Origin of the sequence: Magnetococcus sp. PR-3 (assembly GCF_036689865.1) — a bacterium.
Taxonomy (GTDB): domain Bacteria; phylum Pseudomonadota; class Magnetococcia; order Magnetococcales; family Magnetococcaceae; genus Magnetococcus.
Window position 1 is genome coordinate 32,519 of sequence record NZ_JBAHUQ010000019.1, and the last position, 15,410, is coordinate 47,928.

General features: G+C 48.1%; 12 protein-coding genes and 1 tRNA gene. 7 read left to right on the forward strand and 6 right to left on the reverse strand.

Going from position 1 to position 15,410, the window contains the following annotated elements:
- Positions 1–115 precede the first annotated feature (115 nt).
- Both V5T57_RS12020 and V5T57_RS12025 read left to right on the forward strand, forming a co-directional pair.
- A tRNA-Ile gene (locus tag V5T57_RS12020) sits at positions 116–191 on the forward strand.
- Positions 192–519: 328 nt separating this feature from the next.
- Positions 520–822 (forward strand): Fic family protein, encoded by a 303-nt coding sequence (locus tag V5T57_RS12025; RefSeq protein ID WP_332891463.1) that lies wholly within the window; start codon positions 520–522, stop codon positions 820–822.
- Between the two features lie 79 nt (positions 823–901).
- On the opposite strand, the gene V5T57_RS12030 is transcribed toward V5T57_RS12025, so the two are convergent.
- The 3 genes from V5T57_RS12030 to V5T57_RS12040 form a co-directional block, all read right to left on the reverse strand.
- A complete protein-coding gene (locus tag V5T57_RS12030) occupies positions 902–1,978 on the reverse strand; it encodes a PAS domain-containing sensor histidine kinase (RefSeq protein ID WP_332891464.1) in 1,077 nt (358 codons plus the stop codon).
- Between the two features lie 151 nt (positions 1,979–2,129).
- Positions 2,130–3,188 (reverse strand): alanine/ornithine racemase family PLP-dependent enzyme, encoded by a 1,059-nt coding sequence (locus tag V5T57_RS12035; protein WP_332891465.1) that lies wholly within the window; start codon positions 3,186–3,188, stop codon positions 2,130–2,132.
- Positions 3,185–4,267 (reverse strand): N-acetyltransferase DgcN family protein, encoded by a 1,083-nt coding sequence (locus V5T57_RS12040; RefSeq protein WP_332891520.1) that lies wholly within the window; start codon positions 4,265–4,267, stop codon positions 3,185–3,187. Before V5T57_RS12040 ends, V5T57_RS12035 begins: the two co-directional genes overlap by 4 nt.
- 1,257 nt (positions 4,268–5,524) lie before the next feature.
- Between V5T57_RS12040 and V5T57_RS12045 the strand changes: the two genes are divergently transcribed.
- Complete coding sequence (locus V5T57_RS12045; protein WP_332891466.1) at positions 5,525–6,688, forward strand: hypothetical protein; 1,164 nt, start codon at positions 5,525–5,527, stop codon at positions 6,686–6,688.
- Between the two features lie 169 nt (positions 6,689–6,857).
- Here V5T57_RS12045 and V5T57_RS12050 read toward each other — a convergent pair whose 3' ends face one another.
- A complete protein-coding gene (locus tag V5T57_RS12050) occupies positions 6,858–7,658 on the reverse strand; it encodes a class I SAM-dependent methyltransferase (RefSeq protein ID WP_332891467.1) in 801 nt (266 codons plus the stop codon).
- Between the two features lie 1,135 nt (positions 7,659–8,793).
- Between V5T57_RS12050 and V5T57_RS12055 the strand changes: the two genes are divergently transcribed.
- The 4 genes from V5T57_RS12055 (at position 8,794) to V5T57_RS12070 (ending at position 12,683) form a co-directional block, all read left to right on the forward strand.
- The gene (locus tag V5T57_RS12055; RefSeq protein ID WP_332891468.1) at positions 8,794–9,498 is read left to right on the forward strand and encodes a class I SAM-dependent methyltransferase; all 705 of its coding nucleotides are present in this window, start codon (positions 8,794–8,796) and stop codon (positions 9,496–9,498) included.
- A 222-nt stretch (positions 9,499–9,720) separates the two neighbouring features.
- A complete protein-coding gene (locus tag V5T57_RS12060) occupies positions 9,721–11,325 on the forward strand; it encodes an ArnT family glycosyltransferase (protein ID WP_332891469.1) in 1,605 nt (534 codons plus the stop codon).
- Positions 11,326–11,765: 440 nt separating this feature from the next.
- A complete protein-coding gene (locus tag V5T57_RS12065) occupies positions 11,766–12,089 on the forward strand; it encodes an ArsR/SmtB family transcription factor (RefSeq protein ID WP_332891470.1) in 324 nt (107 codons plus the stop codon).
- 63 nt (positions 12,090–12,152) lie between these two features.
- The gene (locus V5T57_RS12070; RefSeq protein ID WP_332891471.1) at positions 12,153–12,683 is read left to right on the forward strand and encodes a putative iron-sulfur cluster-binding metallochaperone; all 531 of its coding nucleotides are present in this window, start codon (positions 12,153–12,155) and stop codon (positions 12,681–12,683) included.
- A gap of 542 nt (positions 12,684–13,225) precedes the next feature.
- On the opposite strand, the gene galE is transcribed toward V5T57_RS12070, so the two are convergent.
- Together galE and V5T57_RS12080 are read right to left on the reverse strand one after the other, a co-directional pair.
- Positions 13,226–14,239, reverse strand: a complete 1,014-nt coding sequence (gene galE, locus V5T57_RS12075; protein ID WP_332891472.1) for a UDP-glucose 4-epimerase GalE — start codon at positions 14,237–14,239, stop codon at positions 13,226–13,228.
- A gap of 756 nt (positions 14,240–14,995) precedes the next feature.
- Positions 14,996–15,295 carry an STAS domain-containing protein gene (locus V5T57_RS12080; RefSeq protein WP_332891473.1) on the reverse strand — a complete coding sequence of 100 codons (300 nt, stop codon included), beginning with the start codon at positions 15,293–15,295 and terminating at the stop codon, positions 14,996–14,998.
- Positions 15,296–15,410 lie beyond the last annotated feature (115 nt).

Here is a 15,410-nt window from a genome sequence, read left to right on the forward strand (position 1 = left end):
GAAGCTTTCTACCGTGGGCGCAGAAGGAAGCACAAGGAACCCATAGAGATTGCACGTTGCCTGTGGGGAGACTTTATATTAAGATTTGCCGCTCACATGGTCATTAGCTGACAAAGGGCCCATAGCTCAGCGGTCAGAGCCGCCGGCTCATAACCGGTCGGTCCCAGGTTCGAATCCTGGTGGGCCCACCATTACCCTTTCCGGGGAAATACTCCCGGCTGAAGAACCGCCTTTTGAGGCGGTTTTTTTATTGCCTGATTCTACAATTAAACAAATATTTAGCATGATATTCTGCCGGTGTGCTCAAGGCCTGTCTCCCGGACCCGCCTCACGGATTCTTCGCTGATTGGTTCTCTCTTTGGCAATATTCTCTGTTAAAGTCGGATTCAGGCCCGGTGAGTCCAGCAAAACCGGACTCACTATTTATTCACAAAACCAACTATTAACAGAAAAAGCTAATCTGGCGAATTCCAAAATGTACTTGGTTGATCTCGGATCAATATTTCCACAAGAAGCCGTATGGTGGCTGCGGGAGAAGTGTCGCGGGCCATGGTTTTCGGCCAGCCGACGTTCACCTTGGCAGAACCCAATGCCGCAGGTGAAATGCCCCAGCTCACTGAGCGTCAGGAGCAGGCGGTTGCTCTCACGCAAAAGCATGGCCGCATCACCCGGCAGGAGCTGGCAACTGAGCAGGGGATCTCCATCCGAACCGCGAGTCGTGAGATTACGGTATTGGTAGCGCATGGAGCTATCGTTTCAGATGGGCGAAAAGGTCGTTTGGCCGGTTACCATGTTCAACGGAACAGATCGGCAAGCCATTGAAGCAGAGCGCCGGGCAACTCGAAAATGGTACTGGCAACTCCTCTTTGCCTTCTGGCTCCACTCATTTGACACATCGCAATCAAATGGGGAAATTAACTGTAACCAACACCTCATTGGCTGCTGGAATCTCGACTGCAATCGTTCCCCCAAGAGCCTCGGTTATAAGCCGGGCCGAGTAAGTTCCCAATCCAGTTCCCCCAACTTTATCCGAAGTGACCAGCTTATCGAAAAATCGGGCAAGGGTATTCTCAGAAAGATATCCATAATTGTGAACGCGTACCTCGGCTACACTTTGTTTTCTTGACAGGTTTATTGTTACCTGGGAGCCAGCAGGGCTAGCTTCCACAGCATTTTTCAAAAGATTGGAAAACAGTGTGAATACCAATAGCTCCTCGGCTAGGATTGATAAACTCTGATCTCCCTCGATAAGTATAGAGACTCTTCTATGGCGAGTTGTCGATTCAAATTCTTGCGTTATCTGCTGTAGTACGGATAGTGGACTCACGATTTGGAAATTTGGGCTGTAGATGCCCTGCTCCATTCGATATAGATCCAGTGAGCGATTGATCTGCTCAAGCATACGATAGCCAGATTTCTGAATGTGGAGGATCATTTTCCTCTGGCTATCAGTTAAATTTTCATCTTCTAAGAGCACTTCCGGGAAACCGATGATCGTAGTCAAGGGGCCTTTGAGATCATGTCTCGTCATATGCTCCACGATCTCATGCAACTTTGCTTGCTCGATCAGAGCTTTTTCAGCAAGGCGGCGTATTGTGATGTCCTCAATGGCCAACAGGAAACTCGGGGGAAAGTCGCCCAATCTTTCAATCTTCCGTGCATTAAGCAGCATCGTCCTCTGGCCGATAACAGGAAAGCTATGTTCGACTTCAAAGTTTTCGATTGTTGTATTTCCAGGAATGATTGACTCTAATAATTCCCGTAATTTGGGAATGTTCCACTGACCGTTTCCAACCTCATAGATCTGACGCCCTTCTGTATCCACAGGACTCACATGGAAAGTACGGTAGAAGCTACGGCTTGCCATTATTATCTTGAGGGACCCATCCAGCACCAGAAGTGGCTCCCGCAACGTCTCCACAACAGCCTCTGCGTATTCCAGTAATCTCTCTGAACTGGGATCTTCCAAGCGACTCACTACGAACCTCCGCTCTGACGGAATTGCCTTCAAAACCAATCCTGCTGTGGACATTGGCGAAACAGTTTGCGCCGAAACTGCGCAATGGTCGTATGATCCGGGGTCTCATCCCCAACGATCAGCCGGAACACTCGATCCATTTGAGTCTTCATCAATGATAACATTTCATGACAAATGGTGAGGTCATCGCATAGAGAATTGTACTGTAGTTGGGTTGAAAACTGACCTCGGAGCCAACCGGATGCTCATGGTGAGCAACCTCCAAAATCAGGTGGTCGCTGCTAGCTCCCAGGATTTTTACCCCTGGAGGAGGCCGTAGGCCATCTGGATCGACCTCTTGACGCCCCATGGCAAGAAGGCTCTGAGAGATGAGCCCCCGATCTCCGATAGTTTCTGTTTCTCCAAAGGCCGTTTGCGCGATCTTTCCCCAGGGCTGCGATGGTTTTATTTTTGACTCGATGACCTCACCGGTGACCGTGATGGCATCTGTGTAAAGCCCGCTAATCGGTTGACGATGGAGCGTTTCCAGTCCCAGCAAGATCGATTCGCCCAAACGAAGGTCATTGATTCGTCTCGTTTCGACCCCACTGAGCGCCCATTGAAGGTTGGCCGAGTTTCCCCCCGACACCATTTCAAGGGTCATACCCAAGGACGCCTCAATGGTGTCGGCAAGGTCGGATAGCTCAGCCATGTTCCTGCAATCCGGCGTCACGCCACATCGGCAAGCGAGATTTGCTCCAATCCCTTTTATTATTATGTTTGGGAGTCGTTGTGCTTCTTCCACTGTATTCAGTAACGCATCGGGCATGATGCCTTCACGTAAATCGCCCAACTCAACCATCAATATAATTTCATGTGTTTTCCGCGCCTTAAGAGCGGCTATGGAGAGCGCTTTAATGACTGAAATTTCGGTATTGCAGCTCAAATCGGCATGGCGCACCACTTGGCTTGCCTCGCTGATCATGGGGGACCGCAAGAGCATCATCGAGGTTATTATCGATGCATCACGCATTGTCTCAATATTGTGGATGCGAGAATCGCCAAGAGTCCGAACCCCTGCCCGGAGCATAGCTCCAGCGATCTCGGGTGAACCCAAGGTGGCTTTGGTGACCCCTGTTACCGAGATGCCCTTTGGGGCAAGCCGTTTAACCAAAATACGGGCATTGTGGTGGATTTTATGAAGATCGAACTCTATCCGTGGCGCGGTCATTGGGAGGCTGTGACGAGGCTTCTCTCAAGCTTGGGAAATGCCGTAAGGACCATCTCCACCAAGCGCTGAGCTGGTCGGGTCAGGGGATCGGTGGCGATTATGCTCAAGCTATTTTCATATCGAGCGATGGCCGCGTCGACATCTGCGTTGCTCATCCCCTCATGGTTAATGGTCAGGCCGATGACCTTGGTGTCTGAGAAGCTCTGAATAAGATGAATCTCCGAGGCGGGCGACGGCATGATCATCTGTTCGAAATCACAACGGTGGGAGCGTCCTGGCGCGTGTTGCAAGATAACGCCGTCAGGGCAACTTCCCCTCAGGATGAAGGATGAGGTGGAATAGGCGGGATGGCTCAACGCGCCTTGTCCCTCAATGATGATGAGATCGGGGTTCTCATTCTCAAACGCTTCGACAATGGTGGACTCTAACTCACCTGCGCAAAACTGTGACGGAATGGCATCAAGGGCCACGCCGTAGCGAGCCCCCTGGATCAAGCTGGTCTGACCGGTACCGATCAAGATGGTTTTAATGCCGAGTTCGTTGAGTGCCTGTGTCAAAATGGTCGATGTGGTGCGCTTGCCAATAGCACAGTCGGTGCCGAGTACGGCAATACGTGGGCAGGTGACCTGGGCAATGCTGCCATTGAAGGTTCGCAGTTCCTTCCGCTCACGGGGTTTACGAACGTCGCGAATGCTCACCTGGTTGATCTCTGCCGCAGCCGAAAATTCCGGGTCGTCACTCAAAAACTCATGCAGGCCGTTGATGATGTTCATTTTAAGGCGAATGGCCTTGAGGATGATATCGCGTTCCTGCAGCGACAGCAGTCCGCTAGCTGGAGCCATTCCGTAAATGAAGAAATCTGGCGTTTTACCAGCATGTTCCAATGCCTCGGTGAGGTCCCTGAAAATGGGAATCCCGTTCTGCTTGCCGTCTAGGATCAAGCCTGCATCACACCCGGCCTGTTTGCTATCAATAACCGAGAGAATTTTGTATCGTTCTGAATGGCGGACTAGGCCGTTGGCCGTTTTCCCATCGATGCCGCCAAAGTTGGCTTCACAGTAGATGATGGCGCTGGGAATTTGCTCTTTGGTAGCAGCATGTAAGGTGAGCTACTTCGATATCACGGTAGCACGATCAGACATACCGTCACGCCGATCAGCCAATGCATCGGAGGAGAGGGAAAAGTGGTTTTTTGGCATTGTCGTTCCTTGAGTGAAACTCAGAGGAGGCGACAAGATCATTCCGGCCGGTATTAGCCGAATGTCAACGAGCAGTCCCCGCTAAGGAAGATGGCTTCTAGCGATGTCGATTGAATTGAAGATGGCAATATCTGGCATGGCTGCCAGATTAAAGGCCGGACTAATTCATGAGGAGACGAACACGAGGGGAAAATAATTTAGGTTTTACATGAGCCAAGATAACACCTAGCGCTGAACCTCTTCAGATTTCAATATCAAGCTACTGGAGGCTACTTGCTCAATTTGACTAACCATCCTCTGTCTGGGGAGGAATGTCAAAACAATTATTCTATATAAAATAGCAAGCGCACAGGACGGAATCCATGTCGGCTCCCCGATGATTCCATACGGATTTGTGGAACAGATGAGGATGTGACTGGGCTGTTGTGCCTCCCAAAAACTCCATCCGTGAGGAATGATTTGGGAGGGGATTTGTTCTTGGGTCCGGTTTGATGCGTGCCACACCCAAGGATGGCACGCAAGAGTTGTGATGTTGATTTTATTTGGAATTCCAGATGGCACGCAAAGTTTCTATCCGTGCCATGCGTGCCAGGGGCAATCTGAATCCGTTTTTGGGAACTGAATTCCACGATTAGGAAGCTATTGGCAACACAAGTACGCAGTTTGATGGATGCTCGCTCGCCACTTGTCCGGACATACAGAGAACTTCCATGTGAATCCGGATTTAGGCCCACCAAATTCTGATCCAACCCCATCCGGGGAGATCCAAGAAACCAATGGAAACGTTGGCTTTTTTCTTTTGTGAACGTCTCATTTCGACAGAGACAATACACATCGATTTTTTAGCACTTCTTCCACATAACAGCCCTTGGGCATGGAACAAGTAACGCCCTCCCCTTATGACAAAAATCCCACTGTGGCCTTCACTGAGACAACCAACCCCTCTCAGTCCAGAGTCAATAGAGGCATGAGAAACCGGTCAGGCAAATAGCACTCATAAGTCCATGTTAAACAATCTGTATTGAGCACCTACTCAAAAAACATCTCACCATCACACCAAAGCCCATTATAATCATGATTATGCGATTGTTGCTGTGTCATGGCCGACCACGATGGGGCTTTATGGTGCCTTTTTCATTGAAACATCTGTTTAAACGTCAACAACCAGCTGAGCAGACAGCAACCTATCCAGGTTTTACACCCTCTCCAAAACAGGCGGCAGGGTTGAATGCAGCCCACTTAAGCCAACAAGAGCGAGAGTGGGTTTTGGGCCTAGCCGATTATACCAGCGCCTCTATTTTGGACTTTATCGCACCGGGACGTTATGACACGTTGCATGAGATCAAACAGATCTCTAAGAAGCCTTCACGGGCCAAACTACGCCTCTTTAAACGCGCCTATTACACCCAGCTTTTACGCCTATCTAGCACCATTGTGCGAGCGACTCGAATTCTTAATCAATGCCATAAGAATCAGGAACGGATCTCTTTTGGGCCATTACTGGCTGAGGTGGTACCGGACCCTGGACAATTCTCTTCCCCGCAGAAATATGAAATTCTGAGAATTCTTTATGGCCTTTATTCAGATAATGAAGAGATCCTTCATATTTTAGATATTTATCAAGGCATGGAACGACGCCTATTGGTGGATCTTTTTGGGGGGCAGGCCCATGATTATCGCGAAAGACCACACCTGAGCGTTTACAATGGAATGCTGGTACTTTCTCTCGATCATCCTGATGATTTTTTCTCAGTTATTGAGACTTTGGATCCCCGTACGATCGCCATCATGAAACGGGTAGAGCCCAAAAGCAAAAGCATTAAATGCCCTTGGATCTATCTCATATTGCTCAATACAACCGCTTTAAATGATAAGGATGAAATGGCAAGAGAACACACGCTCAAACATGAATATAGCCATGGCCTAAACTGGATCATTCGAGACAGCTATCCACAGCTTGAACCCGATGCCTTAATGCACATAAAAGATGAGATGTTAGCGTTCTATCATGAGGGCTACAGCCAACCACAGATGGAAGATATTTTATGCGGGGAAGATAGCCCGTATAGCTGGCTCTACACCTCATTCAGGGAGAGTTTTCCATCCTATTTGAGGCATCAAACGGAACGAGGTTCCGACCATGCTTTCCGTTGCTGGATCCAGCAAAAGGTTAAACTGTTATACCTGTTAAAAAGAAGTAAGATCCCTAACCTCTACCACCTCCTTATTCTAACACCAATTATGCAATGGGACAGGCTCTACCGGGATGCCGACCTACTTAAAGCCATTGTAAACAAGTGATCGATATAAGATATCTATCCACCCCACCTCTAAACATCATTTTCAAGCACGCCATGGTGCGGGTTGAGTGGCTGGAAATCAGCCACCCAAACAACATCCATGAACCGACCTACAGAAATAAGGGGTACCTAGCCGGGTACAGTAATCCTTCTTCGACACAGCCTTAGCATCAAGTGCATCGCACCAGATATGGGTACTCAGATATTTTAAGGGAAGCAGATTGGAATATAATCTTCATGCTTATCCCCCGACATGGGTGGCCGTTTGGGCGCCACTTTGGTCGGGTAAACACTTCGATCTTCGTAGATGACAGTTGATATTTTGCGGGATAGTCACTGGATGAGATCAACTCAACACGGCTAAAAACTGCTTTTAACTTGTCATAATAATCAAGACCAGGGGCCCGCACATGACCATATTCCAGCGGATTGGGTGCCCCATACTCAACGGTTGTTTCAGACACAATGGGAACAGGTAAGATAGCGGCCCCATCATCTTTCAAAACACGTTTAACCTCATTCAAAGCCAATTGGTCATCTTGAATATGTTCCAAAACATGCGAGGCAAACAACAAATCGACCGATTTATCCCGCAAAGGAATCTTACACATATCAGAAAAAAATTGGACGTTACCTTCGCAATAATCTGTCTTGATATAGTTTGCTGCTTTTTCTCTTAGCAGTTTTTCAATCTGCTTTTCGGGCGCATAGTGTACAACCACACCACTAGAGGAGGATTGATCAAGTAACTTATTAATAACCAAACTTTGAAAGCGTGCCCGTTGCATACTTAAACAAACCGGGCAAATTTCATTTGGCCTTGAATAATGTTCCAGATGCAACGGACCAAACGGCCCGTGATAGCCACAAATCGGGCATGAAAAAGCCGCTTGTCCAGGCCACTTAACCCTATAATAGATCGGGCCAACTATTTTCTTTACGGCTCTTGAGCGCAACAAGCTAGGCAGCATTAAGCATCTCCAGTATCAGGACGGATTCACCCCATGGATCAACGCAAAAAGCACGCCACCCCCCAAGCTTAAACAAGGGAAGTGTATTCGGTGCTCCACGCTGAAGGCGGATCTCATGACAGCTTTTGAATACCAAGGGCGGGCCCCACTCACCCCCCTTTACGAACAGCAGAAACATCATGCTTAACGTATGCGTGCAACCTCTCGACATCTCTTTCACTTACACAAACAGTCAACCTGGCTTAAAGCCGAGAGCCGACACCACACCCACCTAAGAAAAGCCCCAGACTTACCTGAACCGAGTAAGGACGCATCGAAGCGTACCAAGAACGAACGTTGCGAGATCAACCACTCATCACTCCATTCTATCATACAGGTGAAAAACACTGATCTCCCCACACATCATTAAGAGTAACGAGAGAACTGGCCAGCCTGACATCTTAGGAAAATAGGCGCAGAGGGTTAGGCATAAACCATTTGTGGCATGGGCTCAGAGCAACCATACCAGTACAAGCCATGACTCTTACGCCGAGTAAAAAAGCGTTTCCACACACCAGCAAGAGCGATCCTCAGACACGCCTCCCCCTAAGACCTCATCGATTACGCTGACAAAGAAGGGGGAGAGTTCTGAGCGTAGCAAGAGTGTATGCGATACAACAGAAGAAGAGAGCTCTACTTACCGTATTCAATCCTCGTTTTAAGTGAAGTTCAGGTCGGTTCTCGATGCTCTACTTTGAGCCGCGCCATCCTCTAAGCAACCTCTGAATACACTCAGGATACAGATGCTCAACAGGGCATGGTTTAGCCTTCTCAATCTTCCTGGGCAATCATCCTAGGAACACGATACCCACACTGGTTGAGCGATCCGGGCCATAGACCAACCCCTGTCACACACGGCTTGGTCTGTGCCCCATAACAACCAGAAAGGTGTGGTACTGATGGGTATTTGCTAGGATCAGGGTGTCTGAATCAAGCTTTTTTTAACCATAAGATAGACCAAGCATTGCTGATATCTGTATAGATAGACGAACCCCTCTTTCTTTCATGGGTCAGATACCCTAACCTTGCGTCAAAAGAGCACAGGTCAGGCCACCATCTTTGTTCGATAGACAGTGCAAAATGAGGTAAAAAAGCCATGCAGCAAGCGTTTGATTATGAGAGTAATGAGCTTGAAACGTTAAGTGGCACCATTCACTATCAGCAAGCGATCATGCGCTTTTTTGCACCCCATATTCATGGTCATGTTTTAGAGGTGGGTGCCGGTATCGGCGTCTATAGCGACTATCTACTGCCTCTGAGCGATCACCTCTCACTTATTGAGCCTGACGCCAAACAGGCCAAACGGCTTGCTGAGCATGTGGGTGCGTTGGATTCTGTAACCATCCACGCCACAACCATTGAAACCTACATTGCCACAGCACCAGCCAAAATTGACAGCGTGGTGATGATCAATGTACTTGAACATATTCAGGATGATATCAAAATTTTGCAGCATCTGTACGCGCAACTGAAGCCTGGTGGGGCATTGTTAATTTTTGTCCCTGCACTACAGAGTCTGTTTAGTGATTTGGATCGTAAATTTGGTCATTACCGGCGCTATTCAAAACACGATCTGGTCAACAAAGTTCAAATTGCAGGCTTTCACATGGAACAGGTTCGCTGGTTCGATCCAACGGGTATTCTTCCATGGTATCTTTTGCATACCCTGGGGAAAAAAACAGAGATCAGCGAGTCGATGGCGAAAATCTATGATCAAGGGGTCATAAGCTGGATGGGGCCATTGCAATACCATCTACCCATGCCTATTGGCAAAAACCTGTTATTGATTGCGCGTAAATAATCTTACTTTCACAGCGCTGCAACCTCTACATCAAACCAAGCTATCAGCATGGGTTATCTCAGAGTAGCGAGATCAAGAGCTGTTGATGATATGGAGTAATGAGACATGAACACCCCCTCACCTGGATCTTTATCATCCCAGCCATATGCTCGGATCGGCTGGCTTGGGCTATTGTTCATCCTTACCGCTCACCTTCTATTGATCATAGGGTTGGAGCCATCCATGTCAGGCAGTGATGACATGGGATATGCACAGATAGCTCACCAGATTGCTTCAGGCCAATACACCCCTGCCCCCCATCATTTCAGTAACCGTCTTGGGCTACTTTTTCCCACAGCACTTTTTTACCAAATTTTTGAGGTCACACCCTGGAGCACCATTCTACTCCCCGTTATAACCTCACTTCTTTCTATCACCGTACTCTATGCGGTGGTCGTTAGCTTTGCTTCGGTTCATGCGGGGCTCATTGCCGCCATGCTTTTAGCCTTTAACCCCCTACAACTGGGAGAGGTCAGCTATTTAAGCGCAGATAGCGTGCTTAGTGCAGGCTATCTCCTTGGTGTAGCCAGCATCCATTTTGGCCGCAACGCAACCCATGCACGAAGATGGGCCATCATTGCCGGTGCCGCTCTGTTCTGGGCCTTTACCGTCAAACTGACGGTGATCGGCATCATACCTTTTCTATTGATTGTGATGTTTTACGATCTTCGAAAACGCCAGCACGGTCTCTTTTGGCGCGCTTTCATCACAACAGGAGTCACTCTTTTATTCATCTATTTAGCGGCATATGCCGTGGCGACAGGCAACCCACTTTTCCGCTTTCAAGGCATTAGTGAAGTGTTGCAAGACAGTAGCTATGTCACATACAGCACAGAAGGTTTAATCAACCGTTTTACCATTGAACCGGTTATGAGCATCCTCTCCCATACAGGGTTAGGACTGGTATTGATCATATGTTGGCCAGCACTTGGCGCCTTGTTTTTCTTAAAAAACCTTAGACAGGGCCCATGGTTGTTCTGGTTTGGTGCCGGAATTTCCTACTTACTGTTCTACTGGTTTGGCTCCACATCACTCTCTAACTATGAACCCTTACCTGTCTATGCACGGATGATGCTCCCTGCACTGCCCTATTTTATTCTGATGGGGGTGTGGAGCTGGACCCACATGATTAAGAGCAGAACCGAACCCTGTGGCAGATGGATTGGCCTACTGGTTATAAGCGTACCCTTGGTTTCTGGCCTGATGTTTTTATTACTGGCGCAGATGGAGCTTAATAAACGGGATCTGTTTTTTGCGACTGGCGCCTTGAGTATTCCATTGTTGCTCATGGTATGGCAGTGGGTTCAAGCCAGACGTTCAGTGCAGAGCCAAGGGCTAAAACCCTGGCAAATAAGCACAATAATGGTCGTTATCTGGGCCTTTATCCCCTTCTTTAATCTGCAATCTGGCTCCATTGCCCACCCAGCCTATTATCATGGCTTCAAACAGCTAACGGCAGACAAGATCAAACCACAAAAGCAAACGGTTGAGATCGTGACGGACCGACGCAGCAAGCAGCTGATCAACTTCTATCTGGGTTTTGATCAACACCCTGTTGTTGTTGTAAAAAAATGGGATGAGGTGACGGATATTCACCAGTGCGTGCCACAAAAGCGCTGGTTATTACGTAATGAAATATTAATGACCAGCCTGCATAAAGCCTATAAAGACCCCCTACCAGAAGAAGCCTTAACCCCCCCTAAAAGCCGCTGGCGTCTTCTTGAAAAACGTGAGGGGATGGCACTCTATGAGCAAGCATGTCGGCCTGAAACACCCAGCCAGATGTGATGCCACCACGCCTAAATATGCATCATCAACACACCATCACTCTCCTGGCCTAGGCAGCAGCATTTAGACATCTATACCGCGATGCGTAGGCTCAGAACAGTTGCATATTTGTCATGATATGGGGGGGGTGCCCCCCTCCTTCTTATCTCTCAACCCCCATGAGATAATCATATCTACGCAGGCAACCTGCACCTCGAAACAGACCCAAGAATGTCACGATGCATCAACCTAAGACGCCCATAACAGTGGGTGTGGTTGATCGCTGGAAGAGATAATATGGACACCCTTCAAGCCTGACATGACACCGCAGAGCCTCCTAACCCTGCCCCCCCCGAATCATAAGATTGAAGACCACATCCTGTGACCAAACACGCCAGACATAGCTTCGTTAGGCGTCAAGTCTATTGACACCCTTTACGCTCCATACTATAATTCGAAACATGTCGAACTTTAGAGAAAACAATCTGGATCAGACTGCCGAGCGTTTTAAAGCGTTATCCAACCCCCACCGGTTGCAACTGTTTTTAAAGCTCGCGGCATCTTGCCAACCCGGACAGAGCTGCTCCGATGAAGCCATGACCCAATGTGTTGGAGAGCTAAGCCATAATATCGGTTTGGCACCATCCACCATATCCCATCACTTAAAAGAGCTTCACCGTTCGGGTTTAATCCATATGCGACGTAACGGTAAAAATGTTGAGTGCTGGGTTAACCGAGAAACCACAGAAGAGTTGGCACTGTTTTTTGAACAATGCAAATCCTAAGCGTATTTTTTTACCCTAACAGTTCGAATATTCTCGAACTTTAATATCATTAAGGAGCACCTCATGACTTGCTGTTCCCAACCACAATCCCATGAAGAGCATGACATCAACCTTTGCAACCCGACCAAGCCCCCTTGTCCCACGTGCAAAAATCTTGGCTCAGTGGTCAAACCCTTAACCCCTAAACACACACTCAAAGCAGAGTTTCGTTCACATGTTAACGAGCATGGCCACTACCACTTCTGCGAAAGCCCCAGCTGCCCTGTGGTCTATTACGATGCACTTTCAGAAAGCGTGTTTACCCAAGATCAGCTCATTAACCGTGTAACGATCAAAGATGACCATCCTAAAACACCCTTATGCTATTGCTTTAAGGTGCTAAAAGAGGACGCTCTTAAAGAGCTTGCACAGCAAGGAACGACGGATGTGATCGCCATGATCCAAGAACGCATGAAAAAACATGGATGTCAGTGTGAGAAGCTAAACCCTCGTGGAGGCTGCTGTCTTCAAGACATTAAACAGTGGTTGGCGCAACAGGGTATTCATCCAGAGTCTCAAAGCACACCCTCGTCAGGTTGTGGATGTGGCTCATAATCCATAGCCACTTTGGAACAAACCTACCGGCTAGAAGAGGCATTGCACCCCATGAGGCACAGCTTTTGGTTTGCATAGACAGCTAAATAGAAAAAATCAATTGAGCAAGCAAACCCTTAACATCCGCTGATTAAATCATAGAACCGAGTCGTTTTATCTCAGAGGCCAGGGTACAAACTTTCAACCACGAAACATACCCCTTGCGCGTGCTGCAACTAAAGCACGCGGCTGACTGCATGACCCGCAGGAGTAAAGCACCGGGCATCCGACAGTGGCCAATCCAGCAAAGAGGTAGGGCTCAGAAAGTGTTCAATGACCAGATATAAGAGAGATCAAACCCACGAAGGCCCCACGACAGGGAGAGTGCCACCCCTTCAGTGAGATTTTTAAGGACCATAATTAGCTTAAAATACATACTCATAACGGTCTTGTCATCTATCTAGACAGGTCATGTTAAAGGCTGAGCTTCATCACCCAAGGAGAAGAGCACTTAACGGGATACACAGATTGCACCACGAAAAGCGTGAGCATAACGCGACATTTTAATGATTAAATGGATGTTCTTGATAGGTCTGTGTCACGGCGGGATCTTGTGCGCGGTTCATCCAGTCCCATGCTGTTTTCAAGATCATAGGCAGATCACCATGGGCGGCTTTCCACCCTAAACCTTGGGCGGCTTTTTGGGCACTACCAACCAGGGTTGCAGGATCTCCCGGACGTCTATCCCCTATTTTTACCTGTATCGGTTTGCCGGTGACTTGCTGGGCTGCTTCAATCATTTGCCGTACAGAGAAGCCTTGCCCGTTACCTAAATTAAAGGGCGTACCCTCCCCCCCTTGCAGAAGGTACTGCAAGGCTAGAAGATGCGCTTGAGCCAGATCCGAGACATGAATATAGTCTCGAACACAGGTGCCATCCTGGGTATCATAATCGTCACCAAAAATGGTAAATGTCCCACCGGTGCGGGCTGCCTCTAATAACTTTGGAATAATATGGGGTTCTGGATCATGCTGCTCACCAATGTCACCTTCAGGGTCCGCACCAGCCACATTAAAATAGCGTAAAGGAACGGTTTGGATCCCATAGCTTTGATAATCAGCCATCATCCATTCGACCATCAGCTTAGAGCGACCATAAGGATTGATGGGCTCTTGTGCCATGGCTTCGGTAATCGGCATCTGTAGAGGTTCACCATAGGTGGCACAGGTACTGGAAAAGACCAAATGTGAACACCCTTGTTGACGCATCTCCTCTAACAGAACAACGGCTGGCAGTATATTGTTACGGTAGTAGAGCGCAGGGTCTAATACCGATTCTGCCACATAGGCCCGCCCTGCAAGATGGATAACCGCAACGGGGTTAAAGTGATTAAAAACCTGCTTGAGCTTCTCTTTATCTGACAGCTCACCATTGACCCACGGTCCCCAGCGGACAGCCCACAAATGTCCTTCACTAAAATTATCATAGGTGATCGGCGTATACCCATTTGCGGCCAAGACTTTACAGACATGGCTACCTATGTAACCTGCCCCACCGGTTACCAGTACTGTACGCATACCTCACCTCGACACCTAATAATCTGAATAAGCGACTCTCCACACCACAACGAGCATGCCGCGGAACCCCTGTTTAGGAGCTTAGTGCGATAGAGCCGCGCTCAATCATGCTTCACTCGTTATGTGCGCACTAAACTTGAAGCACAAACCATGCCCTATAAAGGTTATTTTGTGCCATACACCTTGGTTCACCATGAAGATGCCACCATTCAAAATCAACGTGTGTAGTGTCACACCATGCCGGCCATTTTTGCGCTTGGTTTAATCTCATCATGTACATAGAGGTAAAAAACACAGGACAGCAAGCTCAAGAAGGAACCCTGCATGCCGTAAGAACCAGATGAGAAAGGGTAAGATAATCAGCACCCATCCTCTTTACATCCAATCGGGCAGGCTCTAAATGACAACAGGCCCCTTCCACTCCACAGTTGAAACAGAATCAGCGTTCGATCCGATGATCAAGAAAGGGGACAACTAAGAAAAAACAGCCAACTTATTGTATGAAACCTGCAGAACACGCAGCGTGAAGAGGTCGTAAAACATGGTCTATTGGCAACGGGAAACACACTATGGGATCTAAAATAAGGGCGCTGAAAGTGCATACTCTATCGTGCTCTGAACCTGATAGAGTCTATGTTTGCCCCCTTCTTTAACCTAACACGACAAGGGCAGGTTAAAAGAAGAGGAGGCCGAAGGGAGGTCAGGCCCCCAACTCAAAAAAGGGGGCTACTGTCAGGGGCCCATCAACGAACGGTATTAAGACTCAATTTGAAACTGACCATCAAAACGCACAACTTCCAAGAGTTTACGTACATCCGCAGTGGGTCGGACCAACGTAACACTATGCTTTTCACCACCCGCTTTTTCTCTTAACATCAACAACATACCAAATGCTGAACTGTCTAAATGCTCAACCCGGCTCAGATCGATACGATAGCTACACCCTTTAGGCTGGCTTTCGTATGCTTTTCGAAAGTCATCATGCGCATGAAAGTTAAACTCGCCCTGTACTTTAATGGTGACGACTTCCCCTTTTTTCTCTACTAAAACAGACACATTACGCCCCTTCCCCACCCAACACATAAAATTCCATTTAATGCTCGTATGAGCACACCCTGAGTTTAGCAGTAATCCAGACCAGACCCAAGGCAGCGTGACATTTACGGACAGC

Coding starts and splice junctions, on each gene's coding strand:
- V5T57_RS12025 (WP_332891463.1), top strand. CDS start 520: ATGGTGGCTGCGGGAGAAGTGTCGCGGGCCATGGTTTTCGGCCAGCCG.
- V5T57_RS12035 (WP_332891465.1), bottom strand. CDS start 3,188: ATGACCGCGCCACGGATAGAGTTCGATCTTCATAAAATCCACCACAAT.
- V5T57_RS12050 (WP_332891467.1), bottom strand. CDS start 7,658: ATGCTGCCTAGCTTGTTGCGCTCAAGAGCCGTAAAGAAAATAGTTGGC.
- V5T57_RS12055 (WP_332891468.1), top strand. CDS start 8,794: ATGCAGCAAGCGTTTGATTATGAGAGTAATGAGCTTGAAACGTTAAGT.
- V5T57_RS12060 (WP_332891469.1), top strand. CDS start 9,721: ATGTCAGGCAGTGATGACATGGGATATGCACAGATAGCTCACCAGATT.
- V5T57_RS12065 (WP_332891470.1), top strand. CDS start 11,766: ATGTCGAACTTTAGAGAAAACAATCTGGATCAGACTGCCGAGCGTTTT.
- V5T57_RS12070 (WP_332891471.1), top strand. CDS start 12,153: ATGACTTGCTGTTCCCAACCACAATCCCATGAAGAGCATGACATCAAC.
- galE (WP_332891472.1), bottom strand. CDS start 14,239: ATGCGTACAGTACTGGTAACCGGTGGGGCAGGTTACATAGGTAGCCAT.